The organism is Solihabitans fulvus, assembly GCF_008386585.1.
Classification (GTDB): Bacteria; Actinomycetota; Actinomycetes; order Mycobacteriales; family Pseudonocardiaceae; genus Solihabitans; species Solihabitans fulvus.
Genome location: NZ_VUOB01000005.1, coordinates 188408 through 214450, shown reverse-complemented (window position 1 = coordinate 214450; position 26043 = coordinate 188408). Strand labels below are relative to the sequence as shown.

Annotated in this window: 17 protein-coding genes; 15 read left to right on the top strand and 2 right to left on the bottom strand. The window is 74.4% G+C overall.

The window, feature by feature from the left end:
- Window positions 1-12 precede the first annotated feature (12 nt).
- The 4 genes from F0L68_RS04410 to F0L68_RS04395 are packed head-to-tail and all read left to right on the top strand — an operon-like array spanning window position 13 to window position 8676.
- A complete protein-coding gene (locus F0L68_RS04410; RefSeq protein ID WP_149848090.1) occupies window positions 13-1245 on the top strand; it encodes an acyl-CoA dehydrogenase family protein in 1233 nt (410 codons plus the stop codon).
- Window positions 1242-6446, top strand: coding sequence for a non-ribosomal peptide synthetase (locus tag F0L68_RS04405; RefSeq protein WP_149848089.1), 5205 nt, complete (start codon window positions 1242-1244; stop codon window positions 6444-6446). Before F0L68_RS04410 ends, F0L68_RS04405 begins: the two co-directional genes overlap by 4 nt.
- Window positions 6443-7546, top strand: coding sequence for an NAD-dependent epimerase/dehydratase family protein (locus F0L68_RS42135; protein ID WP_188316386.1), 1104 nt, complete (start codon window positions 6443-6445; stop codon window positions 7544-7546). Before F0L68_RS04405 ends, F0L68_RS42135 begins: the two co-directional genes overlap by 4 nt.
- On the top strand, window positions 7543-8676 hold the full coding sequence (locus F0L68_RS04395; RefSeq protein ID WP_149848087.1) for a Gfo/Idh/MocA family oxidoreductase: 1134 nt from the start codon (window positions 7543-7545) through the stop codon (window positions 8674-8676). The genes F0L68_RS42135 and F0L68_RS04395 overlap by 4 nt, the downstream gene beginning before the upstream one ends.
- Here F0L68_RS04395 and F0L68_RS04390 read toward each other — a convergent pair.
- Together F0L68_RS04390 and F0L68_RS04385 are read right to left on the bottom strand one after the other, a co-directional pair.
- Window positions 8637-9845, bottom strand: a complete 1209-nt coding sequence (locus F0L68_RS04390; RefSeq protein ID WP_149848086.1) for an alpha/beta hydrolase — start codon at window positions 9843-9845, stop codon at window positions 8637-8639. The two genes, F0L68_RS04395 and F0L68_RS04390, sit on opposite strands and share 40 nt — an antisense overlap.
- A complete protein-coding gene (locus F0L68_RS04385) occupies window positions 9842-11461 on the bottom strand; it encodes a carbamoyltransferase C-terminal domain-containing protein (protein WP_188316385.1) in 1620 nt (539 codons plus the stop codon). Before F0L68_RS04385 ends, F0L68_RS04390 begins: the two co-directional genes overlap by 4 nt.
- A gap of 94 nt (window positions 11462-11555) precedes the next feature.
- Between F0L68_RS04385 and F0L68_RS04380 the strand changes: the two genes are divergently transcribed.
- Genes F0L68_RS04380 through F0L68_RS04330 form a run of 11 tightly spaced genes read left to right on the top strand, consistent with a single transcriptional unit; the run spans window position 11556 to window position 26025 of the window.
- The gene (locus tag F0L68_RS04380; RefSeq protein ID WP_149848084.1) at window positions 11556-13004 is read left to right on the top strand and encodes an AMP-binding protein; all 1449 of its coding nucleotides are present in this window, start codon (window positions 11556-11558) and stop codon (window positions 13002-13004) included.
- A gap of 50 nt (window positions 13005-13054) precedes the next feature.
- Complete coding sequence (locus F0L68_RS04375) at window positions 13055-14200, top strand: LLM class flavin-dependent oxidoreductase (RefSeq protein WP_149848083.1); 1146 nt, start codon at window positions 13055-13057, stop codon at window positions 14198-14200.
- A gap of 19 nt (window positions 14201-14219) precedes the next feature.
- Complete coding sequence (locus F0L68_RS04370) at window positions 14220-14789, top strand: NAD(P)H-dependent oxidoreductase (RefSeq protein WP_149848082.1); 570 nt, start codon at window positions 14220-14222, stop codon at window positions 14787-14789.
- Entirely contained in the window at window positions 14783-16393 is a 1611-nt protein-coding gene (locus F0L68_RS04365) for a (2,3-dihydroxybenzoyl)adenylate synthase (RefSeq protein WP_149848081.1), read from the top strand. The genes F0L68_RS04370 and F0L68_RS04365 overlap by 7 nt, the downstream gene beginning before the upstream one ends.
- Window positions 16394-16396: 3 nt before the next feature.
- Window positions 16397-17545, top strand: coding sequence for a steroid 3-ketoacyl-CoA thiolase (locus tag F0L68_RS04360; RefSeq protein WP_149848080.1), 1149 nt, complete (start codon window positions 16397-16399; stop codon window positions 17543-17545).
- A gap of 48 nt (window positions 17546-17593) precedes the next feature.
- Complete coding sequence (gene fabG / locus F0L68_RS04355) at window positions 17594-18340, top strand: 3-oxoacyl-ACP reductase FabG (protein WP_149848079.1); 747 nt, start codon at window positions 17594-17596, stop codon at window positions 18338-18340.
- Window positions 18337-18741: a 3-hydroxyacyl-ACP dehydratase FabZ family protein gene (locus tag F0L68_RS04350; RefSeq protein WP_149848078.1), complete on the top strand. Its 405-nt coding sequence runs from the start codon at window positions 18337-18339 to the stop codon at window positions 18739-18741. Before fabG ends, F0L68_RS04350 begins: the two co-directional genes overlap by 4 nt.
- On the top strand, window positions 18731-19192 hold the full coding sequence (locus F0L68_RS04345) for a 3-hydroxyacyl-ACP dehydratase FabZ family protein (protein WP_149848077.1): 462 nt from the start codon (window positions 18731-18733) through the stop codon (window positions 19190-19192). Before F0L68_RS04350 ends, F0L68_RS04345 begins: the two co-directional genes overlap by 11 nt.
- Before the next feature lie 58 nt (window positions 19193-19250).
- A complete protein-coding gene (locus tag F0L68_RS04340; protein WP_149848076.1) occupies window positions 19251-20207 on the top strand; it encodes a ferritin-like domain-containing protein in 957 nt (318 codons plus the stop codon).
- Window positions 20204-25216 carry a non-ribosomal peptide synthetase gene (locus tag F0L68_RS04335; protein WP_188316384.1) on the top strand — a complete coding sequence of 1671 codons (5013 nt, stop codon included), beginning with the start codon at window positions 20204-20206 and terminating at the stop codon, window positions 25214-25216. The genes F0L68_RS04340 and F0L68_RS04335 overlap by 4 nt, the downstream gene beginning before the upstream one ends.
- Window positions 25213-26025 carry a thioesterase II family protein gene (locus F0L68_RS04330; protein ID WP_223198482.1) on the top strand — a complete coding sequence of 271 codons (813 nt, stop codon included), beginning with the start codon at window positions 25213-25215 and terminating at the stop codon, window positions 26023-26025. The genes F0L68_RS04335 and F0L68_RS04330 overlap by 4 nt, the downstream gene beginning before the upstream one ends.
- Window positions 26026-26043 lie beyond the last annotated feature (18 nt).

The following is a 26043-nucleotide window of genomic DNA, read 5'->3' as shown; positions in this document are numbered from 1 at the left end:
CATGAGGGCGACATGGAATTCGAGCTGGGATGCGTTTCGTCCGGTGGCGCGCAGTGCGTGGAACTCGCCGACAAGCACGCGGCCGACTTCGCGGTGACGGCGGACCGGTTCGACCGCGACAACGCCTTTCCCACGGACAACTGGGCGGCGTTGCAACGCTCCGGGTTCCTGGCCGCCACTGTGCCGGTCGACCTCGGCGGCCTTGGCCTGCGGTCGATCCACGACCTGGTGGTGGCGATCAGCCGGCTGGCCCGAGGGGACGGCTCCACCGCGATCGGCGCGGCCATGCACCTCACCGCGTTCTGGTACCTGGCGCGGCTGCGCACCTCACCTTCCTGGCCGGTCGCCGCGCCGCCGGCCCGGCACCTCGATCTGATGCTGCGCGCCTGCGCGCGCCGGCGCGCGATCGCCTGCGTGGCCATCTCCGAGCGCGGAACCCCGCTTGGCAACCCGGCCACCACCGCCGAACCGGCCGGCTCCGGCTACCGGATCAGCGGGCGGAAGGCGTTCTGCACCAACTCCCCGGCGGCCACCCTGTTCCTCAGCACGGTCCGCCTCGGCGCCGACGAGGTCGGATTCGCCGTGGTGCCCAGGACGACCCCCGGGCTGCGGGTGCTGGAGAACTGGGACGCCCTGGGCGTGCGCGCCTCCGGCAGCGGCGACGTCGTGTTCGACGGCTGCCAGGTCGCGCAGGAGATGGTCGTGCCGGCCGGGCCGGTTGGCGCGCTGCCCCCAGCCATCCTCCCGCTGACCATGGTCGGCGCGCTGGTCCTCGCCTCGGCATTCCTCGGCATGTCCGAGCAGGCGCAGGACCTGCTCACCCAGGCGCTGTCCCGGCCGAGGTCCGTCCGGCCCGCGGCGCGGGCGCTGGTCGGGGAGAACGAGATCGACATCGCGACGAGCCGCGCGGTGCTGGCCAGGACCGCCGTCCTGCTGGACGAACGGCTCGGGGCGGGCACGCCCGACCTGCCTGCCGTCGAACTCGCCGGCCTCATGCGCGAGGTGCAGTGCGCGAACATGGCGGCCAAGCGGGCCGCGATCACCACGGTGGACCGCTGCCTGACCGCGTCCGGCGGCGGCGGCTACCTGTCGTCGAATCCGATGTCCCGGCTGTACCGCGACGTTCGCGCCGGACCGTTCATGCAGCCGTTCTCGGCGCTCGACGCGTTCGAGTACATCGGCTCGGTCCGGCTCGGGCTCGACCGGGATCCGGGCAGGCCGAACGGGGAGCGCGAGCTGCCATGACTACCGAGGATCTTCGCGGCCCCGTCGAGGTGCTGGCCGACCTGGAGAGCATGGGCGTCGAGCTGTGGTTGGACGGGGCCATCCTGCGATACCGAGCCCCGCACGGGGTCATGACCGCCGAGCGGCTGGCGGCGCTGCGGGCCCGGCGCCAGGAGGTGATCGGGGCGCTGGAGGCTGCCGCCCGCCCCACCGCCGTGCGGCCCGATCCAGCCGGTCGGTACGAGCCGTTCCCGCTCACCGACGTGCAGTCCGCCTACCTCACCGGGCGCGGCGGCGGCTTCCCCTACGGCGCGGTGGGCTGCCACGGCTACGGCGAGCTGCGGTTCGACCAGGTCGAACCGGCCCGGCTTGAGGCGGCGTGGCGGGCGCTCGTCGACCGCCACGACATGCTCCGCGCGGTGGTCGGCGCGGACGGGACACAGCAGGTCCGCGAGCAGGTGCCGGCCTACCGCATCCGGGTGGTCGACCTCGGCGCGGCCACGGCCGAGCAGCTGCGGGCGGCGATCGAGACGACCCGCGCCGATCTGGACCACCGGGTCTACCAGCCGGGTGAGTGGCCCCTGTTCGATCTGGTGCTGACCAGGTCCGACGCCGCGGCCATCCTGCACTTCTCGATCGACTTCCTGGTCGCCGACTTCGTCAGCATCCAGCAGCTGCTGGCCGAGTTGGACGCGCTGTACCGGGATCCCGCCGCGCTGCCGGCCGGGCTGGAGATCACCTTCCGCGACGTGCTGCTCGCCGACCGGGCGGCCAGGTCGGGCCCGACCGCGCACCGCGACCGCGCGTACTGGTGGGATCGGATCGACACCCTGCCGGGGCCACCCGACGTCCCGGTGCTGCCGGTCGAGCGCGCCCTGCCGCGGTTCCGCCGGCTCGTCGCGGCGCTGTCCGGTCCGGAGTGGACATTGCTGCGCGACCGGGCGAGGACGGCCGGGGTGACGCCGACCTGCGCGGTGCTCGCCGCCTACGCCGAGGTGATTCGCAAGTGGTGCCGCCGCAAGGACTTCACGCTCAACGTCACCGTGCTCAACCGGCCTGGCGCGCACCCGCAGATCGGGCAGGTCGTCGGCGACTTCACCTCTGTCGAGCTGCTCGCCGTGCGGCACCAGTCCGGCGAGCCGTTCCGCGACCGGGCGGCGCGGATCCAGGCCACGCTCTGGGAGGACATGGACCACCGGTCCTGCTCGGGCATCGACGTCATGCGCGAGCTGCGCAAGCGCGGCGCGGACGGGCTGACGATCTTCCCGTTCGTCTTCACCAGCAGCGTCGGGCTGGCCAGGGACCGGGAGGCCGGCGGCGGCATCGAACGGCTGGTGCACGGCATCAGCCAGACCCCGCAGGTGTGGCTGGACTGCCAGGTCATGGAGCACGCCACCGGTCTGTCGTTCAACTGGGACGTCCGCGAGGGCGTGTTCTCCGACGGGTTGCCCGAGGCCATGTTCGACGCGTTCGAGGCGCTGCTGCGGGACTTGGCGGCCAGCGCGCGCCCGTGGGACGCTGCCGGCGCGGTCCCGGTGCCGGCCGCGCAGCTCGCCAGCCGCCCCCCAGCCGATGCCGCCGCCGCGATCGGCGAAAGCCTGTTGCCGGACGGAGTGCTGGCCCGGGCCCGTGAACACCCGGACCGGCCGGCCGTGCACGCGGGAGACCGCACCCTGACCTATCGGGAGCTGGTCGGTTGGGCCGGCGCGGTCGCGGCGGCGATCCGAGGCTGGGGCACCCCGGCCGGCTCGATCGTCGCCGTTGCGATGGACAAGGGCGCCAGGCAGGTCGCCGCGGTGCTGGGCGTGCTGTTCAGCGGCTGCGCCTACGTCCCCATCGAGACCAGTCAGCCGATCGCAAGGCAGCGGCGGATCCTCGCCGACGTCGGCGCCGTCGGGCTCCTCACCCAGTCGTGGCGCCCCGGCGAAACCCATGGCCTGCCGTCGGTGGCCGTGGACACGCTGCCGAACTCGACCGAGCCGCCCACTGTGACCGGCGCGGCGCCCGACGACCTCGCCTATGTCATCTACACCTCCGGCTCGACCGGGTCGCCCAAGGGTGTGACGATCACTCACCGGGCCGCGCTGAACACCATCGACGAGGTCAACCGGCGGTTCGAGGTCGGGCCCGGCGATCGCGTGCTCGGCCTGTCGAACCTGGCGTTCGACCTGTCCGTGTACGACATCTTCGGCACCCTGTCGGCCGGCGGCTGCCTCGTCCTGCCCGACGCGGACCGGCGAACGGACCCGGCGCACTGGGCCGACCTGATCGACCAGCACGGCATCACACTGTGGAACTCGGTGCCAGCGCAGTTCGAGATGCTCATCGCCTACCTGCGCACCGAGCCGGACCGCGTGCTCGCGACGCTGCGGCTGGCCCTGCTGTCCGGCGACTGGATCCTGGTGTCGCTGCCCCCGGCCGCCCGGCTGCGGCTGCCAGGGCTCCGGCTGATCAGCCTCGGCGGCGCCACGGAAGCCTCGATCTGGTCGATCATGCATCCGATCGAGCCGGCCGACGAGGGCGCGGCGAGCATCCCGTACGGGCGGCCGCTGGCCAACCAGACCGTCGAGGTGCTGGACGCCGACCTCGACCCGGTTCCCGACCTGGTGGCCGGCGAGCTGTTCATCGGCGGGGCCGGCCTGTCCACGGGCTACCTCGGCGACGCCGAGAAGACCGCGGAGCGGTTCATCACGCACCCCGTCAGCGGGCGCCGGCTCTACCGCACCGGCGACCTCGGGCGTTACCTGCCCGGCGGCGCCATCGAGTTCCTGGGCCGCGAGGATTCCCAGGTCAAGATCCGAGGGCACCGGGTGGAGCTGGCCGAGGTGGAGGCGGCACTGGTCGGCCACCCGGCAGTGCGCGCGGCCGCGGTGGTCGCGGTCGGCCAGCGGCCGGACCCGGTCCGGCTCGCCGCGTTCGTCGAGCCCGCCGCGCGCGAGCCGGTCGCGGCCGGGGTCGACGCGCTGCGCACGGCCGCAGTCGAGGGCTCTCGGGCGTTGCGCGCGGAGGTCCGCGACGATGAGATGCTCGCCTTCGCGCACGCGCTGGACGCGACCGCGTTGGCGCAGATGCTGCACGCCCTGTGCCAGGAGGGCCTGTTCGCCGACCCGGCGCGGGCGCACACCATGGGGGACATCCTGACCGGGGCGCGGGTGGCCCCCCGACACCACCGGCTGGTGCGGCGCTGGGTGCGGGCGCTGGCCGAGGAGGGCCTGCTCGACCACGACGAGGAGGCCGACACCTACCGCCGGATCGCCGAGGCGGACGGGACAACCGTGGCGGCGGGCTGGCGGCGGGTGGAAGGCCTGGTCCCCGAGGTCGAACGGCGCACCGAGCTGATCCAGTACTTCCGCACCACGGCACGCCACCTGTCCGAGCTGATTCGCGGCGAGCTCGACCCGCTCACCCTGCTCTTCCCGGAGGGCCGCACGGAGATCCACGAGGTCGCCTACAACGGCATGTTCCTCAGCCGCTACGTCAACCGGCTGCTGATCGGGGTCGCGACGGAACTGGCCGGCCGGCACGACGCGGCGGCGGGGCCGTTCCAGGTGCTGGAGGTGGGCGCCGGGGTCGGCGGCACCAGCGTGGACCTGATCCCGGCGTTGGCCGGCTTCGACGTGGCGTACCGCTTCACCGACGTCTCCGAGTTCTTCCTGAACAACGCGCGGAACCGGTTCCGGGACCACCCCTGGGTGAGCTACGGCCGATTCGACATGAACCAGGACTTCCGGACGCAGCGGCTGCCGCCCAACTCCTACGACCTGATCGTGTGCGCCAACGTGCTGCACTACGCGCACGGCGCCGACGCCACCTTGGCCACGCTCCGCGAGCTGCTCAGGCCGGGCGGCTGGATTCTGTTCATCGAGGCGACCAGGGACAGCTACCAGATCATGACCTCGATGGAGTTCCTCTTCGACGAGGGGATCGGCGAGTTCGACGACGTGCGCAGGGCCGGGGAGCAGACCTTCCTCACCCGCCCGCAGTGGCTGGCGGCCCTCCGCGCCGCCGGCGCGGACGGCGTGCTGAGCCTGCCAGAGGACGACCCGATCACCGACCAGATGGGCATGCACGTCTTCGCCGCCCGGTTCAAGTCCGACCGCTGCCCGGTGACCCGCGCGGACGTGGAGCACCACCTCACCGGCCAGCTCCCCGACCACATGCTGCCCTACCAGCTTCAGGTAGTGGACCGCCTGCCGCTGACCGGCAACGGGAAGGTCGACCGAGGCGCGCTGCGCTCATGGCTCGCCGCGGGCGAGCGCACCGGCGCGGCGGCGGGCGGCGGCGAGCCGCCGGCCGGGGAGCTGGAGCAGCGGCTGGCGCGAGTGTGGCAGCGGATGCTGCGGGTGGAGCGGATCGGCCGGGCGCAGAACTTCTTCGAGCTCGGCGGGGACTCGCTGCTGGCCGCCCAGCTCGCCGGGGAGATCCGGGAGCACGTGCCCGAGGCGGCCGGCATCTTCTACGACGACATGCTTCGGCTGATCCTGCAAAGCTCCACGGTGGCCTCGCTGGCGGCCAGGATGGGATCGGCCCCCGACCGCTGTGGCGAACCGCCGGTGCCGGACCGGCCGTCCTCGCTGGTGCCGCTCGGGCCGGGCACCGGCACGGTGGTCGTGGTGCACGACGGCACCGGAACGCTGGCGGCATACCGGCCGCTGCTGGAACGGCTCGACGGGGCGGCACTGGCCGGCCTGGTGGTCGCCGACCCGGACCGCTACCTCGGCACGGTCCCCACCGCGTTGCTGGACCAGGTCGCCGCCGAGTACACCCAGGCGCTGCGCGCGGCCGGCCACGACCGGCTGCGACTGGTCGGCCACGGGTTCGGCGGGATCCTCGCCGCCGAGCTCGCCCGCCAGCTCACCGAGGTCGGGGTGCGGGTGGAGCGGCTGGTGGTGGTCGCGACCGAACCGCCAGGGCCAAGCGGCGATGGCGACGCGCCGAGCCTGCTGCGCCGGGAGTTCGGGGCCGAGCCGCCCGCGGACGTGGAGCTGGACGTCGCGCTCGAGGTGTTCCGGCACAGCACGGCCGCCGCCGCGCAGCCGCTGCTGCCCTACGCCGGCGACATCACGCTGGTTCGGCCGAGGACCGCCGGGCCGCAGCTGACCGCGTACTGGGCCGAGATCTGCCTTGGCGACCTGGAGATCGTCGACGTCGACGCCACGGCGGGCGACTGCCTTCTGGCGGCGACCCAAGCGCTGGCCGAGCTGCTCGGCGACGCGCCGTGACGGACCGGCCGCTGATCGGCGTGCTCGGCGCCGCGGGCGCCGTCGGCGGCGCCCTCGTCGAGACGCTGGCCGCGCGCGGCCTCGGACGGCTGCGGCTGGGCACACGCCGGCCCGGCCCCGCGCGGCAGCTCGGCGCCGGTGTCGAGCTCGCCTCGGTGGACCTGGCCCGGCCGGAGAGTCTGCGCCGGTTCTGCGACGGGTGCGCGGTGGTGGCCAACTGCGTCGGGCCTGTCGCCGGCCCGCCCGCCGAGGTCGCGGAGGCCGTGCTCCGCGCCGGCGCCGGCTACGTCGACGCTGGCGGCGACGAGCCGCTGCGTGCCCGGCTGGCCGCGCTACCGGGCACGGCAGTGATCGGCGCCGGAGTCCGGCCGGGACTGTCGGGGCTGCTGCCCCGCTGGCTGGCGCGGACCGCCGATCCGTCCAGGGACACCGCGCTGGTGCTGACCGGCTACCTGGCCACCACCGACCGGATGACCAGGGGAGCGGCGGCCGAGTTCCTGCTCGACCTGGCCGAGGGCGACGGCGAGCCGGGCGCGCTGTGGCGGTCGGGCGCGCGGGTGCCCCGCGCGCTGGAGCCCGAGCACGGGACGCTGCCGTTCTTCGCGGGCGCTATCATCGCCTACCCCTACCTGAGCGCGGAGATCGAACGGGTCGCCCGGTCGATTCCGCTCGCGGAGGTCCGCTGGTACCAGGTGTTTGAGGCGGGCGGCCGGATGCTGGCGACGCTGAGCCGGCTCCAGGAGGCGCTGCGCCAAGGGGCCCGGCCCGCCGATCTCGCCGGCGAGCTGACCAGGGCCGTCGACGCCGAGATGTTCGGCAGGAAGTCCGCTCAGCAGCTGGTGTTCGAACTCGCGGGACCGGCCGGAGGACAGGTGGCGGTGCTGCACGCGTCGAGCACCTACCGGCTCACCGCGACGGTGACCGCGCTCGCCGTGGCGGCCCTGCTCGCCGGCACGCTGCCGGTGGGCGCGTACTTCGCGGCCGAGGCGCTCGACTCCGAGGCGGTGGCCGGGCTGCCCGGTCAGCCGGGGGTGGCCGGGCTGAACCTGCTGGACGGGTCGCTGGCCGACTACCGCCGGGTCGAGGAGGGCGCGCTGTGAGCGCGCCGGACCAACACGGCGAGCAGTGGCGTCCCCGGGTCGTGGTGTGCGGCACCGGCTTCGGCCGGACCTACCTCGCCGCGACCCGCCAGCCCAGCGCGCCGGTCGAGCTGGTCGGCATCCTGGCCAGGGGCAGTGCCCGCTCCCGGGACTGCGCGCGGCACTACGAGGTGCCGCTGTACACAGATGTCGACCAGCTCCCGGACGGCGTGGACATCGCATGCGTGGTGGTCAGCGCCGCGATCAACGGCGGGCGCGGGGCGGAGCTCGCCCAGCGGCTCATGGCCCGCGGCATCCACGTGCTCCAGGAACACCCGCTGCACCAGGCGGAACTCGCCGAGTGCCTGCGCCACGCGCGTCGCCACCGGGTCGTCTACCACCTCAACACCCACTACGTGCACCTGGAGCCGGTGGCCCGGTTCGTCGAGGCCGCCCGCCGCCTGCTCGCGGGCCAGCCGGCGCTGTTCGTCGACGCGCTGACCTGCTTCCAGGTGCTGTACACCCTCGTCGACATCCTCGGCTCGGCGCTGGGCGGCGTGAGCCCCTGGGAGTTCGCGGCCGCGCCGGACGCCGGAGCCGCCGAGGTGCTGCGCAGCGTCAACGGCCGCATCGCCGGGGTGCCGGTGACACTGCGCGTCCAGAACCAGCTCAACCCGGTGGAGCGGGACAACGGCGGCCACGTCATGCACCGCGTCACCCTGGCCGCCGAAGGCGGGAACCTGTTGCTGGCCAACGCCCACGGCCCGGTGCTGTGGACGCCGAGGCTGCACATGCCGGCCGACTACGCCGGCGCGGTCACCGTGGACGCCTGCGCCGCGCCGGACCTGGATGTGCCCGGCGTGCGCTGCCTCGCCCCGCCGGACGGGGCGTCCTACCGCGAGGTGGTCCGCGACCAGTGGCCGGCGGCGGCCGGCCGCGCGCTGGCCGGGCTCCGCCGGGCGATCCTGGTCGGCGAGGACCCGCTGCCCCGGGGGCAGTACCACCTGGCGCTGTGCCGGCTGGTCGCCGAGATCACCACGGCGCTCGGCCAGCCGGAGATCGATGCGCCGCCCGCGCCGGACATCCTGCTGGCCGACGAGCTGGTCGCCGGTCAGCCGCCCAACAGCCAGGCCAAAGCGTCGGCGAGGTAGGCCCGCGCGGAAACGGTGTCGTGGCCGGTGGGACCGGTGTCGAAGCGGACCGCGCCGCCGCGTTCGCGCAGGATCGCGGCCAGCTCGGTGGTCTGCTCCAGGATCGTGTGCTCCCAGGCGTCCTCGTACTGTCCGGCGGCCAGGTACACCCGCTCCGGTGTGACAGCGGCGCCGGCGTAGCGCTCAAGGAGCCGGGTGTCCGGTCGGGCGCGGCGGAAGTCGGTGCCCGGCACCAGGTGAAGCGCGCCGGAGACCACCGCGAGCCGGGCGAACCGGTCGGGTTCGTCCAGGCACAGCGCGGCGGCGGCCAGGCCGCCAGCGCTGTAGCCGGCGACGGTGGCCGGGCGGTCGAGGATCGCGTAGCGGCCGGCCAGCAGCGGCCACAGCTCGTCGACCACGAACCTGGTGTGGCCGGCGTAGTTGGCCAGGTCGCGCAGCCGGGCGGTGAAGCCGCGGTCGGCGAACAGCACGGCGAGGAACGGCGCGAACCGGCCGGTCGCCATCAGGTTGTCCAGGAACGCCGTGGCGCGCCATTCCTCGTTGCCCTCCAGCAACAGCACCACGTCCCACGGGCCTCGGCACTCGGTGTAGCCCGGCGGGAGGTAGACCAGCACGTCCTTGCGCCGGCCGAGGGCGGCGCTGTGGATGGTGAACTGCTCGACCCGGCCGGCGGGGACCCCCGGCCGCGCGGCCGTCGGCGGCGCGGCCGGCGCGCCAGGCAGGCTCAGCAGCGACTCCAGCATCCGCAGCCGCAGGCCGCGGATGCGCACCTGGTCCACCGCCGGGTTGAGGTAGTCGATCCGGCGGGCGGTGGGGGAGTGGGCGAGCGCGAACAGAGCCTCGGCGTCGAGCGCCTCCGGCGGATCCGGGCAGAAGTGGTACTTCACCCTGGCCGCGCGGGGCAGGGTCACGGTGCCGGCGAACAGGCCCGCGCCCAACCTCGCCAGCAGCAGGTACCCGCCGGGCAGGGCCGGGCAGAACAGCCCAGCGCGGCCCGGACCGCGGCGGTCGGCGTAGACGAAGCTGACCTCGAAGCGGTCCGGGTCGCCGGTCGGCTCGACGATCGGACCGCGGGCCTCGCGGGCCAGACCGAGCACGGCCGCCGGCCCGCCGGCGGCCAGGGCTGCCCGCACGGTCGGTCCGAGCACCGCGGTCGCGATCGCCGTCATGGCCGAGGCACGGACACGCACCAGCCGTCGCCGGCCAGCAGGTCCAGGCCCATCGCGACGGCGGCCCGGTAGGCGTCCTCCGGGCTGTAGACGATGGGCTGGCCCGCCGGGTTGAACGAGGTGCAGGTGACCACGGCATGGCCGGTCCGCTGCCGCAGCTCGCGCAGCAGGGCGACATAGGGCCCCTCGGCCAGGTCCGCGCCGAGGACCTGCGGGCGGGCGGTGTTGTCCACGTGCACCACGCCGGCCAGCGGCCGCAACGCCGAGGTCGCCACCGCGCAGTTGATCAGCATGTGCGGCGACGGGGTGCCCAGGAAGGACGCCTCGAACTCCTCGGGCAGCACCGAAGGGGCCAGCGGCCGCCAACTCTCCCTGCCCTTCAGCACGTTGAGCCGGTCCCTGGTTCTGGTCGAGTCGGCGCGGGCCAGCACCGCCCGCTTGCCCAGCGCGCGCGGGCCGATCTCGGCCCTGCCCTCGAACCAGCCGCATATCTGGTCGCGGTCGACCAGCCGGTCGGCGAGCTCGCCGGGCGAGTGGTCAAGCGGCGTGGCGCCCAGCGCCGCCAGCCGCGAGCGGATCTCCTCAGGGGTGAACCCCCGCCCGAGAAACGCGCTCTCCGCGACGCACGAGGCAGGGTCGGCGCTGGCGGCGACGGCCGCGCCGATGGCGATCCCGCCGTCGTTGGCCGGCGGCGGGATGGTCAGCGCCGCGCCGCGCCCGGCACACCACCTGGCGACGGTGGCGTTGATGCTGCAGTTGAGCGCGACCCCGCCGGCCAGCACGAACGCCGCCGGCACTTCGGTCTGCTCGCCGAGGTAACCCATGATCTGCGCCTCGACCTGGCTCTGCACGCCAAGCGCGAGGTCGGCCCGCCGGTTGAACGAGGCTCCGGCCGGCACGAGCGCGCGCATCCGCAGCACGCCGGCACGGTGCTGGCGGCGGATCTCGTCGCGGTCGCCGAGCACCGGGATCAGCCCGGCGAAGCGGTCGTCGGGAAGCGCGGGCAGCCGGTCCATGGCCTGCTCGCGGCCGTAGGAGGCCAGGCCCATCGTCTTGCCCTCGTCGCCCCGACGGAACCCGATGGCCGAGGTCGCCGCCTCGTAGAGCAGGCCGAGCGAGCCGGCCAGCCCCAGGTTCCACACCTTCTCCACGGAGCCGTGGCGCAGCCGGAAGTACGCGCCCGAGGTGGACTCGCCTGCGCCGTCGATCACCAGTCCGTCCACCTCGTCGCGGGCGAGCCCCGGCGCGATGAAGGGCACGCCGCTCCAGAAGTGCGCGAGATGGTGGTCGACGAAGGTGACCGGGGTGGCCTTCGGGATGGCCACGTCGACCGAGGCGAGCGCGTCGCGGATCGCCTCGCCGGTGTGCCGCTCGGTCAGACCAAGGCCCAGCGCCTGCGGCCGCCAGCCGTGGCAGACCGCGTCGATGTCGCCGGTCTTCACCCCGGCGATGCGCAGCACCTCGGGGACGGCGAGCGCCGGCTCGTCGCCGGGCGCGTGCCGGCGGCGGTTGAGCCGCTCCTCCTCGACAGCGGCCACCACGCGCCCGTCGATCACCAGTGCGGCCGCCGCGTCGTGGTCGGCTCCGGCGAACCCGTTGAGCCCCAGGGTTATCACCCGACCATCGTGGGCCCGGCCCCGTGGTGTGCGGTACTGCGCCGCACGGTTCGCCGTCCTTGTTGCGGTCATCGGGCGCGCCCATGCTTGACCGATGTTCGAGTACCTGCTGGACCTGGTGGACGGACCTGTTGCCGCCACGGCGTTTCATCTCGGGGCGGAGCCAGCGGACCGGGTCGACCGCGGCGAGTTCGCCGCCGACATCGTCCGGCTCGCCGTGGACCTGCCGACGCCGGGCGGACCGGGCGACGGCGCGGCGTGGGTGGCCGTCCGCGACCGCTACCTGTTCGCGGTCGCCACGATTGCCGCGCTGCGCGGGCGATCCGCGGCCCTGGTGGAACGCGACGGTCCACTCGCGACATTCGACGCGCTCGCCGCCGCCTGCCCGCCGGCCCTCGTGCTGTGCGACGACCCGGACTCCGGCGCGTCGCGGTGGGCGGTGGCTCGCGGAGTCCGCGTGCACGTGCTGACCGGCGCGCGCGACGGGGACCGCCCCGTGGGGCGGCTGTCCGGCAGTGCTGTCGCCGGCACGGTGTTGCACTTCTTCAGTTCCGGCACGACCGGTCCGGTCAAGTGTGTCGGTGTCAACCGCGCGCACCTGTCCGCCGCGATCAGCGGGGTGATCGGCCGGTTGTCGCTCACCGCCGAGGACATCTCGTTGAGTATCGCCCCGCTGACCCACACGCTCGGGTTCGTCACCGGCGTGCTGGCCGCGCTCGGCGCGGGCGGGGCGGTGGCCTTCGCCGACCCCGGTCGGGCGCGGCAGTTACGGGAGATCGTCACCGACGTCGGGCCGAGCTGGTGCGCGGCCTCGCCAAGCGGCCACGCGCTGGTGCACACGCTGGTGCACGACGGTGGCCTGCGCTGGCGCGCGCTGCGCTTCCTGCGTGCCAGCGCTGGGCCGCTGCCCGACGAACTGGTCGACGACGTGGAGCGCCACTTCGGCGTTCCGCTGATCAACGCGTACGCGATGACCGAGGCGCCGGGGGAGATCGCCTCGCAGGACCTGGTCGGCGTCCGCCGTTTGGGCACGGTCGGCCGGCCGAGCCTGTGCGAGGTGGACGTGCGTGGCGCGGGCGGGTCGGCGCCGGCCGCCGGGGGCGGGGAGGTCTGGATCCGCGGCCCGAACGTCGCGACCGCCGCGCGGGCCGGGGACTGGGTGCGCACCGGGGACGTCGGACTGCTCGACGACGCCGGATTCCTGCGGCTGACCGGCCGGATCCACGATGTCATCAACCAGGGCGGGCTGAAAGTGTGGCCGCCGGAGGTCGAGGCCGCGGCCCGACTGCATCCCTCTGTGCGCGCCGCGGTGGCGTTTCCGATACCGCACAAGGGACTCGGGGAGACCGTCGGCCTCGCCGTGGTGCCGCGCGCCGGCGAGGTGGTCGAGCGGTCCTCGGTGCGCCGGCTGCTGATGGCCGAGCTGCCACGGGAGAAGTGGCCGAGCACCATTGTGATCTGCGACCGGGTCCCGCTCAACGGCCGAGGCAAGATCGACCGGCGTGGGCTGTCCTCGGCGCTGCGCCTCGACCCGTTGACGTGATCGTGTCCCCGCTGTGAACGTGTCCGTGTCCCGGTGGGCGGGAGCGTCCGATGTCCCTTCAGCTGTACTGGTTTCTGCCGTCGCACGGCGATGGCCGCACTATCAGTCGCAAGACCGGCTCTGGCTCGGCCGGCACGCGGGCCGCGCAGCGCGACCCGGACCTCAACTACCTCGGGCAGGTCTGCGGGGCGGTGGAACAGGCCGGCTTCGCAGGCATGCTGGTGCCGGCCGGAATGTTCTGCGAGGACCCGTGGCTGCTCACCGCGGCACTGGCGCAGCACAGCTCGCGGGTGGCGTTCATGGTGGCCCTGCGGCCGGGTCTGCTGTCCCCGACGCTGGCCGCGCAGATGGCGGCGACCGCGCAGCGCGTCACCGGCGGCCGGCTGCTGCTCAACGTCGTCACCGGCGGCGACCAGGTCGAGCTGGCCCGGTACGGGGAATGGCTGGAGCACGACCAGCGCTACGAGCAGTCGGCCGAGTTCCTGGCCATCGCCAGGGAACTGTGGGCCGGCCGGCAGGTGACCTTCTCCGGCGCGCATTTCCGGGTCAAGGACGCGCTGCTCACCCGCCCGCCCGAGGTGCCGCCCCCGGTGTTCGTCGGCGGCTCGTCGGCCGCGGCCTGGCGGGTGGCGGCCGAGCACGGCGACGTGTACCTGGCCTGGGGCGAGCCGCCGCCGCGGCTCGCCGAGCTGTTCGCCGGGGTCCGCGAGGTGGCCGGGAAACAGGGCCGTGCGCCGTCCTGCGGCACCCGGTTCCACGTCATCTGCCGGGACACCGCCGAGGAGGCGTGGGCGGTGGCGGCGGACCTGGTCGCCGACCTGTCCCCGGACATGGTCGCCGCCGCGCGCAGGCGGATCCTGCGGTCGGACTCGGTCGGCCAGCGGCGGATGGCGGACCTGCACGGTGACCGGCTCGACGGGCTGGAGATCTATCCCAACGTGTGGGCCGGCTACGGGCTGCTGCGGCCGGGCGCGGGCGCGGCCCTGGTCGGCAGCCACGCCGAGGTTGCCGACCGGATCGAGGAGTTCCACCGGATCGGGGTGCGGCACCTGATCCTGTCCGGCCAGCCGCACCTGGAGGAGGCGTACTGGTTCGGCGAGGGAGTCATGCCGCTGCTGCGGGACCGCGGCCTGCTCGGCGGGGGCGACGGCGCGGCAGCCGCCCCGCCCGACCCCCGGCTGGCCGTGCCCGGCTGACGAACCCGAGGAGATCGTGATGGCCATCGGCGATGACGGAAACCCGATGACGGTGGTGGTCGGCCACCCCCGGCCAGGGTCGCGGACGCACGCAGTAGCGGTCCGGGCCGGCGACCTGCTCGCGACGCGGCTGCGCGCCGGCGCGGCCAAGCCACCGCCCCGGCCCCACCTGGTCGACCTGGCGCTGCTGGCGCCGTTCCTACTCGACGGCCGCACTGCCGGGCGGGCCTTCGAGGCGATGGGCCCCAACCGGGTGGTGGTGATGGCCAGCCCCACGTTCCGGGGGGCGTACTCGGGGTTGCTCAAGGTGTTCCTCGACCTGCTGCCGCGCCATGGCCTGTCCGGTTCGGTCGTGGTGCCGCTGATGACCGCCGGCATTCCCGAACACCGGCACGTCGTGGACACCACCCTGCGGCCCGTCCTCGCCGAGTTGGGCGCCGACGTGCCGACTCCCGGGATCAGCGTGCTGGAAACCGACATTGGCCGCGTCGACGAGGTGTTCGAGGCCTGGTGGGACGCCAACGGCCGGGCCCTGCGCCGCGCGGTCGGCGCCGCGCTCGCGCTGCGCGAGGAGGCCACCCGATGCTGACCGGAGCCGTGCCGTGGCCGGCTGCGCTTGCCCGGCGCTACCGGCGGGACGGGTACTGGACCGGCGAGACGCTTGCCGAACTGCTGCGCGGCCCCGCCCGCGACCGCCCGACCCACCCGGCCGTGGCGACCCGCGCCGACCAGGTCGGCTACGCCGAACTGGACCGGCGCTGCGACGCGCTCGCGGGTGGGCTGCGCGCCGCGGGCGCCAGGGCCGGCGACCGGTGGGTGGTGCAGCTGCCCAACTCGGTGGAGCTGGTCACGGTGTGCGTCGCCATGTTCCGGCTCGGGGTCATCCCGGTGCTCACCCTCACCGCGCACCGCCTCGCAGAGATCGGCTCCCTGTGCGCGTCCGCCGACGCGGCCGGACTGGTGATCCCGGACGTACATCTCGGCTACGACCACCGCACCCTGGCCCGCGCGGTCGCCGCGGCTGTGCCCGGTGTGCGAAGCGTCGTGGTGGCCGGCGAGCCGGCGGAGTTCACCGCGCTCGCCGAGCTCGCCGGGGCCGACCCGGTCGACCCGGCCCCGCCCGACCCCGACGAGGTGGCGCTGTGCCTGCTCTCCGGCGGCACGACCGGCCTGCCCAAGCTCATCCCGCGCACCCACAACGACTACGCCTACCAGCTGCGCGAAACGGCCACGGCGATGCGGCTGGACGGCTCGGGGGCCTACCTCGCCGCGCTGCCGGTGGCCCACAACGCGGCGCTGGGCTGCCCCGGGGTGCTGGGCGCGCTGCGCTGCGGTGCCACCGCGGTGCTCGCCAGCAGCCCGGCTCCGGACGACGCGATCCCGCTGATCGGGCGGGCGGGCGTCACGCTGACCACCCTGATGCCGGCGTTCCTGCCGCTGTGGGCCGCCTCAGCCGACCTGTTCGACGTGGACCTGTCCCGGCTGGTGATCGAGGTCGGCGGGGCCATGCTCGACGAGGCCACGGCGCGCGCGGCGGAGCAGGCGCTGGGCTGCACGCTGACCCGCTGGTTCGGGATGGGCGAGGGCCTGCTCAGCTTCACCCGCGTGGACGACCCGCCCGGGGTTCGCCTGGGCACCGAGGGACGTCCGCTCTGCCCGGCCGACGAGCTGCGGGTGGTGGGCGAGGACGGCCGGGATGTGGCCCCCGGCGCAGTGGGAGAGCTGCTCACCCGGGGTCCGTACACGCTGCGCGGGTACTACCGGGCCGACGAGCACAACACGAGGGTGTTCACGCGGGATGGCTTCTTCCGCACGGGCGACCTGGTCCGGATGACCCCGGCCGGCGACATGATCGTCGAGGGGCGGATCAGGGACGTGATCAACCGCGGCGGGGAGAAGGTCCCGGCAGGTGAGGTCGAGGAGCACCTGCGGGCCCACCCGCTGGTGCGCGACGCCGCGCTCGTGGCCGTGCCGGACCGGGCCATGGGCGAGAAGTCCGCCGCGTTCGTGATCCCGGCCGGAGCGTCGCCGCCGTCGCTGGCGCAGCTCCGCGACTTCCTGCGCGGCCGTGGACTGGCCGCCTACAAGCTGCCGGACCGGCTGGCGCTGGTCGAGCGGTTCCCCCACACCGCGATCGGCAAGGTCGACAAGGCGCGGCTGCGCGACGAGATGCTCGTCGCTCCGGCGGGCTGAGCGGTGCCGGCCCCAGTGCTGGTCGAGGCGGTCCGCACCCCCATCGGGCGGCGCGGCGGCGCGCTGGCCGGGCTGAAGGCGGTGCAGCTGCTGGGTCACGTCCAGCGGGAGGTGATCCGCCGCGCCGGCATCGAGCCCGCCGATGTGGAGCAGGTCATCGGCGGCTGCGTGACCCAGATCGGCGAGCAGAGCCTCAACGTCACCCGCAACGCCTGGCTGAACGCCGGGTTCGACTACCGCGTCGGGGCGAGCACCGTCGACGCCTCCTGCGGCTCGGCGCAGCAGGCCAACCACCTCATCACCGCGCTGATCGCGGCCGGCGCGATCGAGATCGGCATCGCCTGCGGAGTGGAGTCGATGAGCCGCGTGCCCATCGGCAGCAACCTCACCAACGGCCCCGGCCACTACAAGACCCGCGACTACCCCTACGACGACCCGCCGGGCGCCCAGTTCGGCGGGGCCGAGCGGATCGCGGCGCGGGACGGGATCACCCGCCGCGACGCCGACGCCTACGGGCTGCGCTCCCAGCAGCGGGCGGCGGCGGCCTGGGCAGCGGGCCACTACGCCGCCGAGGTCACGCCGATCCTCGCGCGGGGACCGGACGGCGAGATCGTGGTCGACCGCGACGAGGGCCTGCGGGAGACCACGTTGGCCGGCCTCGCCGGGTTGCGGCCGGTGCAGCCAGACGGCGTCCACACCGCGGGCACCGCCTCCCAGGTCTCCGACGGCGCCGCCGCGGTGCTGTGGATGGCCGAGTCGCGGGCCCGCGCGTTGGGGCTTCGCCCCCGCGCCCGCCTCGCGCACCAGGTGCTGACCGGCGCGGACCCCTACTACCTGCTGGACGGCCCGATCGCGGCCACCGAGAAGATCCTGCGGCGGTCCGCGATGAGCCTGTCGGACATCGACCGGTACGAGGTGAACGAGGCGTTCGCCGCCGTGGTGCTGGCCTGGGCCCGCGCCAACCGGGCCGAGGAGGACCGGCTCAACGTCAACGGCGGCGCGATCTCCCTCGGCCACCCGCTCGGGGCCACCGGCACCAGGCTGCTGGTGAGCGCGCTGGCCGAACTGGAACGCGTCGACGGCGAGTTCGCCCTGATCACCATGTGCTGCGGTGGATCCCTCGGCACGGCCTCGATTCTTCAGCGGCTGTGACCGGTGACCGTTTGATGAGCACCGGCTGGGACGCGGAGACTGGCTGGCGTGCCCGACGACCGACAGCCTGCCGCCCTGGTGACCGGCGCCTCGCGGGGCATCGGCGCGGCCATCGCGGTCCGGCTCGCCCAGGACGGCTTCGCGGTCGCCGGCTGCCACACCGGGCCGAGCCCCTCGGCGGACAAGGCCCGCGCCCAGGTCGAGGAGATCGGCGGGGCGTCCTACTTCGCGCCGTGCGACGTGCGCGACGCCGACGCCGTCGAGGCGTTCGTGGCCGCCGCCGAGCGGGCGGTCGGCCCGATCGCGACGCTGGTCAACAACGCCGGGATCGTCCGGGACAACCCGATGGTCCTCATGCCGGCCCAGGACTGGCAGGCGGTCGTGGACACCAACCTCACCGGCACCTGGAACGTCTGCCGCGCGGTCGGCTTCCGGCTGATGAAGCGCGGCGGCGGGGTCATCGTGAACATCTCCTCGGTGGCCGGGGTGCACGGCAGCGCGTCGCAGGCGAACTACGCGGCCGCCAAGGCCGGCATCATCGGGCTGAGCAAGTCGCTCACCCGGGAACTGGCCCGCTTCGGCGTGCGGGTGAACGTGGTGGCGCCTGGCTTCATCACCACCGACATGACCGACGCGCTGGCATCGGCGCTGCGGTCCAGAGCACTCGACCAGATCCTGTTGCGGCGCTTCGGCGAACCCGACGACGTGGCCGACCTGGTCGCCTTCCTGGTCTCCGATCGGGCCGGCTACATCACCGGCCAGGTCATCCAGGTCGACGGCGGCATCACGCTGTGAGCGGCCACTACGCGGCCCCGCTGCCCGCCGTTGACTGGGTCGAGGCAGGCGGGCGCGACGGCACGGTGACCCTGACCGCCAGCAAGGACGTCCGCGCGGACGACCCGTACCTGCCGGCGCACTTCCCCGACCACCCGGTCTATCCCGGCGTGTTCGTGCTGGAGACCGTCCGGCAGGCCGTGATCGCCGCGCTGGGCGAGCGCGCCGGAGCGCTGCCCGACCTCGTCGAGGTGCGCTCGCTGCGGCTGCTGCGGGCCGTGCGGCCGGGCGAGCGGCTGTGCGTCGCGGCCGCCCTCACCCACGGCGGCGGGGGCGGCCCGATCCTGGTGGACGCGCGGTGCGAGCTGGCGGACGGCACCGAGGTGGCGCGGCTGCGGCTGGGGTTCGGCTATGAGCCGTGAGTACGGCGAGATCCGCGCGATCCTGCCGCACGGCCCGCAGATGGTGCTGCTGGACCGGGTGGAGTGGCTCGATCCAGGGCGGGCACTGCGGGCGGTGAAGGCCATCAGCGGCGGCGAGCCGTGCTACCAGCGGCTGCCGGCTGGGCTGCCACGCCGCGGCTACGCCTATCCCCGCTCGCTGATTCTGGAGTCCTTCGGGCAGGCCGCCGCGGTGCTCTGGCACTCCCTGACCGGCCGGCTGGCCGACCAGGACAGCCTGCTGATGTTCGCGGCGGCCCGGTCCTGCCGGTTCGAGGGCCACGCCTACCCGGGCGAGGTGCTGCGGCACGAGGTGGCGCTGGAGCGGTGCGTGGCCGACACGGCGTTCGCCACCGGCAGTACCTGGGTCGGCGAGCGGCGCATCGCCAGCATGGGCTCTCTGATCGCGGTGGTGCGCACCCGACCCGAGTGAGTCAGCCACGCGTCCTGCACACGTCGTCAACGGCCCACCCAGCGGTTACGTTGGCCCAATGCCGCAGGTGACTGTCCGCGCATCGGTAGCCGCCACGCTGAGCTGGCAGTACGCCGGGCGCGAGGCGCGCCTGCAGTCGCTGTACCAACGGGCCAAACACGCCCAGTGGAACGCCGCCTCCGACGTGGACTGGTCGATCGAGGTCCCGTTCGGCGCGCCCCTGCCGATGGATTCCGGCGACGCGCTCGGAACGTTCGCGGCGTCGCCCCTGGCCGGGCGCGGCCCGGCGATGTGGGACGTGTTCCGGTGGGAGCTCCAGTCCTGGATGGTGAGCCAGTTCCTACACGGCGAGCAGGCCGCGCTGGTGGTGGCCGGCCGGCTGGTCGAGTCCATGCCGGATGTGGAGGGCAAGCTGTGCGCGGCCAGTCAGGCGATCGACGAGGCCCGCCACGTCGAGGTGTTCTCCAGGTACGCGCAGGAGAAGCTGCCCCGGATCTACCCGATCTGCGCCCCGCTGGCCACGCTGGTCGAGGACATCCTCGGCGACGCGCGCTGGGACATCACCGCGCTGGGCATGCAGATCCTCGTCGAGGCGCTGGCCATGGCGGCGTTCCGGCTCGTCGACCGGACCTTCCACGACGACCTGATCAAGGACATCACCCGGCTGGTGGCTCGCGACGAGGCGCGGCACGTCTCCTTCGGCGTTGTGTCCCTCGGGAACCTGTACCGCGAGCTCACCAGCGTGGAGCTGGCCGACCGCGAGGAGCTGGTGCTTGAGGCGGCCGTCCTGACCCGGCGTCGTTTCCTGCTGGAGGACGTGTGGGAGCGGCTGGACGTGCCGGCCGCCGCCGGCGCGGGGTTCGCCGCGAGCGACCCGACCATGACCAGGTACCGCCAGACGATCTTCGCGAAGGTGTTCGCCTCGCTGCGCGCCGTCGGGCTGCTCACCGAACGGGTCCGCACCGAGTTGGCCGCCCTGGAACTGGTGCCGCGGCGAGAGGGAGCGCGATGGTGACGACCAAGACCCTCGCTCTGGACCTGGCCGGGATGCGCGCGGCAGTGGCCGAGCTGCTCGACCTGGCGCCGGAAGCGCTGGCCGGCGACGAGGACCTGCTCGGCCTTGGCGTGGACTCCATCCAGGTGATGCGCCTGGCAGGCCAGTGGCGCCGGGCGGGAGCCGACGTCACCTACGCCGAGCTGGTCGAGCTCCGCACCCTGGCGCAGTGGTGGCACCTGGTGTCGGCGAAGCTGGCCGCGCCGGTCGCGGGTGATCTGCCGGCCCTGCCTGAGGTCGACGAGAACGAGCCGTTCGACCTGGCCCCGCTCCAGCACGCCTACTGGGTCGGACGCGGCGACGAGCAGCGGCTCGGCGGCGTCGGGGCCCAGTTCTACTGCGAGTTCGACGGCGCGGGAGTGCGGACGGAGCGGCTGGAGCAGGCGGTCCGCGCCCTCGCTGGGCGGCACGGCATGCTGCGCGCCCGGTTCCTGCCAGACGGGCGCCAGCAGATCCCGGCCGACAGCACCTGGCCCGGGCTGACCGTGCACGACCTGCGCGGCCTCGACGAGACCGAGGCGCTGGCGCGCGCCGGGCAGCTGCGCGACCTGCTGGCCCAGCGTCGGATGGCCGCTGACGCTGGCCAGGTCCTCGACGTGCACCTGTCGCTGCTGCCCGGCGGGCGCACCAGGGTCCACCTGGCGGTGGAGATGCTGGTGTGCGACGCGCAGAGCTTCCAGGTGCTGCTCGCCGACCTGGCCGCGCTCTACGTCGAACCGGGCGCCCCGCTGCCGCCGCTGGATGTCAGCTACCCGCGCTACCGCGCCGCCGTCACCCGCCGACGGAGGGCCGCCGCCGAGCGGGACCGCGCCTGGTGGCAGGGCCGGCTGGACGAGCTGCCCGGCGCGCCGCGGCTACCGCTGGCCGGCGAACCCGGCGACCTGGCCACGCGAACCCATCGCCGACGCGGCCACACGATCCCGGCGCGGGACTGGGCCAGGCTCAGCGCGCACGCCCGCGACAACCGGGTCCTGCTGTCGGTCGCGCTGGCCACGGCGTTCGCCGAGGTCGTCGGCGGGTGGAGTGAAACGCCGCGATTCCTGCTGAACATGCCGTACTACGACCGCGAGGACGTGCACCCCGACATCGGCCGCATCGTCGGCGACTTCACCAACGTGGTGCTCGTCCCGGTCGACGTCGGCGACGACCGCCCGTTCGCCGACAGCGTGCGCCGGGTCCAGGCGGTGTTCCACGAGCACGTCGCCCACGGGTCCTACACCGGCGTCGACGTCCTGCGCGACCTGCTCCGACGCGACCCCGACGCGGGGCCGCCGGCGCCGGTGGTGTTCACCACCGCGATCAACCTCGGCGAGCTGTTCGACGACGGCCTGCGCCGCTGCCTGGGCGCCCCCGGCTACACGATGTCCACCACCCCGCAGGTACTGCTGGACTGCCAGGTGACTGTGCGCGGCGGCGGGCTGTTCGTGAACTGGGACGCGGTGGAGGAGGTCTTCCCCGCCGGTGTGCTGGACGCCATGTTCGGCGCCTACGTCACGCTGCTCGACCGGTTGGTGGCCGGCGCATGGGCCGATCCTGTCGGCGCGCTGCTGCCAGCCGGCCATGCGGCGGTGCGGGCCGAGGTGAACGCGACGGCGACCCCGTCCCCGGCGGCGCTGCTGCACGACGGCGTGTTCGGCCGCGCCGCGCGAGAGCCGGACCGGCCGGCGCTGCTGGCCGCCGCAGGGACCTGGTCCTATGGGGAGCTGGCCGACCGGGCCCTGCGGGTCGCCGGGTGGCTCGCCGAGCGGGGTGTGCGTCCCGGCGACACGGTGTGCGTGTGCGTGCCGCGCGGGCCGGCGCAGGTCGCAGCGGTCCTTGGGGTGCTGGCCGCCGGCGGGGCGTACGTGCCGGTCGGGGTGGACCAGCCGGCGGCGCGCCGCGAGCGCATCCAGCGGCTGGCTGGCGTGCGCCACACGCTGACCGAGCAGGCCGTCGAGCAGGCGCGCGACGTGGCGCCGCTGCCCGGCCCGCTGCCGATCGAGCCGCACACTCTGGCCTACGTGATCTACACCTCCGGCTCGACCGGCGAGCCCAAGGGCGTCGAGGTCACCCACGCGGCCGCGATGAACACCGTTGCCGCCGTCAACCGCCGGTTCGGGGTGGGCGAGGCGGACCGGGTCCTCGCGCTGTCTGCGCTGGACTTCGACCTGTCCGTGTATGACATCTTCGGGCTGCTGGGCGCGGGCGGCTCTATGGTGCTCGTCGCCGAGGAGGACCGGCGGGAGGCCGCCGTCTGGGTGGACCTCGCCCGGCGACACGGGGTCACCATCTGGAACTCGGTGCCGGCGCTGCTGGACATGGCCCTGGTTGCCGGCGCCGCCCGGCTGGGCTGGGCGCGGCGGCTGCGGCTGGCGCTGCTGTCCGGCGACTGGGTGGGCCTTGACCTGCCGGGCCGGCTGCGCGAGCAGGCCGAGGGCTGCCGGTTCGTCGCGCTCGGCGGGGCGACCGAGGCGGCGATCTGGTCCAACGCACAGGAGGTCGACAGCGTGCCGGGCGACTGGCGCTCGGTGCCCTACGGCCGGCCGCTGCCCAACCAGCGGTTCCGGGTGGTGGACGGGCGCGGCCGGGACTGCCCCGACTGGGTGGCCGGCGAGCTGTGGATCGGCGGGGCCGGCGTCGCCCTCGGCTACCGGGGCGACCAGCAGCGCACAGCCGCGCAGTTCGTCACCAGCGGCGGCCGGCGCTGGTACCGCACCGGAGACCTCGGCCGGTACTGGCCGGACGGCACCCTGGAGTTCCTCGGCCGGCGCGACAGCCAGGTCAAGATCGGCGGGCACCGCATCGAGCTCGGCGAAATCGAGGCCGCGCTGGCCGGCCACCCGGAGGTGGCGGCCGCGGTCGCCGTGGTGACAGACCGGCCCGGCCGCCAGTTGGCCGTCGCGATCACCCCTGTCGACCAGGACCGCCCGCCCACCCCCGAGCAGCTGCACCGACACTGCGCCGAGCAGCTCCCCGGGTATATGACCCCGGCGCTGGCCAACATCCGCATAGTCGCGGCGCTGCCGCTGACCGCGAACGGAAAGGTCGACCGCGCCGCACTGACCGAGGGGATGAGCCCGGCGGCGGCCGGCCGGTCGCACCAGCCGCCGTCCGGCCGCGTGGAGACCACGCTCGCCGACCTCTGGGCGGAGTTGCTGGGCCGGGCGCCGATCGGCCGCGCCGACAACTTCTTCACCCTCGGCGGCGACAGCCTGCTGGCCACCCGCCTGCTGGCCCGGCTGCGCGCGGCCGGCCTTGGCGGCGGTCGGCTGCCGTCGCTGTTTGCGCATCCGGTGCTCGCCGAGTTCGCCGCCACCCTGCGGCCGGAGGCGACACCAGCCCAGACGCCGCTGGGCGCCGACCCCGCCAACCGGTGGGAGCCGTTCCCGCCCACCGACGTGCAGCGCGCCTACTGGATGGGCCGGACCGGCGGCTTCGAGCTCGGCGCGGTCGGCTCGCACTGGTACTGGGAGCTCGACGGGGCCGGGGTAGACCTGGAGCGGCTGGCGGCGGCGTGGAACCGGCTCGTCGCACGGCACGAGATGCTGCGGGTGGTGTTCGACGAGGACGGCAACCAGCGCATCCAGCCGGTGGTCGGACGGCTCACGATCCCGGTCACCGACGCGCCGGCCGACGCGCCGGCCGGGGCGCTGGCCGCGCTGCGCGCGGAGTTGTCGCACCGGGTCGCCGACCCCGCCAGCTGGCCGCTCAACGAGATCAGGGCGGTGCGCTACGGCCAGCGGACCCGCCTGGCGTTCAGCTTCGACTACATCGCGCTGGACGCGCTGAGCATCGTGATCGTCTTCACCGAGCTGAGCCGGCTCTACGCCGATCCCGGCACCGAGCTGCCGCCGGCGGAGATGTCGTTTCGCGACTACGTGCTCCTCGGCGGCGCGGACGACGCGGAGCTGGAGCGGGCCCGGCGGTACTGGCTGGCGCAGATCGCGGAACTGCCGCCAGCGCCCCGCCTGCCGCTGGCGAAGGACCCCGCCGCGGTCCGCGCACCCCGCTTCACCCGCTGGGAGGCGACGCTCCCATCGCAGCGGTGGACGCGGCTGCTCGCCGCCGCACAACGGCACGCGGTGACCCCGGCCGCGGCGCTGGCGGCGGCGTTCGCCGCGGTCCTCGGCACCAGGTCGGCGCGCGCCGACCTCACCCTGAACCTCACACTGTTCGACCGGCGCCCGGTGCACCCCGGCGTCAACACCACCCTCGGCGACTTCACCTCATTGCTGCTCGCCCCCTACCGGCCGCGGCCGGGCGCCGGCTTCGCAGACCTGGTGCTGGATTACCAGAAGACGATCTGGGCCGGCATGGAGCACCGCGCCGTGTCGGCCATCTGGGTGATGCGGGAGCGCGCCAGGACGGTCGGTCCCGCCGAAGCCGCCATGCCGGTCGTGTTCACCAGCGCCCTCGGGCTGCCAAGCGAGCTGGTCGACGTCGAGCTGCCATTCGGCCAGCCGGTGTTCGGCCTCTCCCAAACACCACAGGTGTGGTTGGACTGCCAGGTGACCGTGCGCGGCGGCGGGCTGGTGGTCAGCTGGGACGCGGTGCGGGAGCTGTTCCCGCCCGGCCTGCTTGACGCCATGTTCGACGCCTACGTCCGAGTGGTCGACAGCCTCGTCGACGGCGACTGGACGGCCCCGCTGCCGCTCGCCGACCGGCCTGGCGCGGACCCGCCCGCGACCAGGCCGGTCCGCCGCGCCGCGCCAGCCCCGCACCAGCCACCGGTCGGCGACACCGAGATCGTCCTCGCCGAACTGTGGTCGCGGCTGCTGGGCCGGGCGCCGATCGGCCGCGCCGACAACTTCTTCACCCTCGGCGGCGACAGCATCCTGGCCACCGCGCTGGTCGAGGCCATCCGCGGCGACCTCGCCGCGCCGATGTCGCTGCGCGCCCTGCTCGACGCGCCCACCCTCGCCGAGCTGGCCGAGGCCGTGGACACAGGCGCCCGCGAGGCCGCCGCACTGGTCGAGGAGGGTGTGGTGTGACCCCGCCAGCCGACCGACGCGCCGCCGCCCTGGCCGACCCAACCGGCACCTGGCTGCGCCGGTTCGCGCAGGTGTGCTGGCCGTGGGCCCGGCTGGTGTGCTTCCCGCACGCCGGCGGCACCGCGTCGTTCTTCCACCCCTGGCGCGCGCACCTGCCGCCCGACCTGGAGCTGTACGCCGTGCAGTATCCGGGCCGGCTGGACCGGATCGGCGACCCGTGCGTCGACAACATGGACGTGCTCGCCGACGCGGTGACCGCCGCGCTCGAACCGCTGACGGACCGGCCGCTGGCCCTGTTCGGGCACAGCCTTGGCGCGCTGGTCGCCTACGAGGTGGCCCGCCGGCTGCCTGCCCGCACCGGCCGCGCGCCGCTGCGGCTGTTCGTCTCCGGCCGCCCGGCACCGGACCGCCAGCGCCCCGGCACCACCCACCTGGCCAGCGATGACGTGCTCTGGTCGCAGGTCACCCGGCTGGGCGGCACCCGCGCGGAGGTGCTCGCCGACCGGGAGCTGCGCCGCACGGTTCTTCCCGCGTTGCGCAACGACTACCGGCTCGCCGAGCGCTACCAGCCGCCGGTGGGCGGGCCGCTGGCCTGCCCGGTGACCGCACTGCTCGGTGACGAGGACACCGAGGTGAACCTCGCCGAGGCGCGGCCGTGGGCGCAGACCACCCTGGCCGGATTCAGCGTCCGGGTCTTCCCCGGCGACCACTTCTACCTGACACAACGGCTGCCCGAGGTCGTCGGCGAGGTCCTGCGCCGGATGACCGAGGGCGCGCCACCCCGCTGTGCCGGCGACGCCGGCCCGTAGCCGCAGAGGAGGCATCCG

Excerpts from the sequence above, each read along its gene's own strand:
- F0L68_RS04410 (WP_149848090.1), top strand. The coding sequence starts at position 13 with ATGGAATTCGAGCTGGGATGCGTTTCGTCCGGTGGCGCGCAGTGCGTG.
- F0L68_RS04380 (WP_149848084.1), top strand. The coding sequence starts at position 11,556 with ATGTTCGAGTACCTGCTGGACCTGGTGGACGGACCTGTTGCCGCCACG.
- F0L68_RS04375 (WP_149848083.1), top strand. The coding sequence starts at position 13,055 with ATGTCCCTTCAGCTGTACTGGTTTCTGCCGTCGCACGGCGATGGCCGC.
- F0L68_RS04370 (WP_149848082.1), top strand. The coding sequence starts at position 14,220 with ATGGCCATCGGCGATGACGGAAACCCGATGACGGTGGTGGTCGGCCAC.
- F0L68_RS04405 (WP_149848089.1), top strand. The coding sequence starts at position 1,242 with ATGACTACCGAGGATCTTCGCGGCCCCGTCGAGGTGCTGGCCGACCTG.
- F0L68_RS04345 (WP_149848077.1), top strand. The coding sequence starts at position 18,731 with ATGAGCCGTGAGTACGGCGAGATCCGCGCGATCCTGCCGCACGGCCCG.
- F0L68_RS04390 (WP_149848086.1), bottom strand. The coding sequence starts at position 9,845 with ATGACGGCGATCGCGACCGCGGTGCTCGGACCGACCGTGCGGGCAGCC.
- F0L68_RS04340 (WP_149848076.1), top strand. The coding sequence starts at position 19,251 with ATGCCGCAGGTGACTGTCCGCGCATCGGTAGCCGCCACGCTGAGCTGG.
- F0L68_RS04365 (WP_149848081.1), top strand. The coding sequence starts at position 14,783 with ATGCTGACCGGAGCCGTGCCGTGGCCGGCTGCGCTTGCCCGGCGCTAC.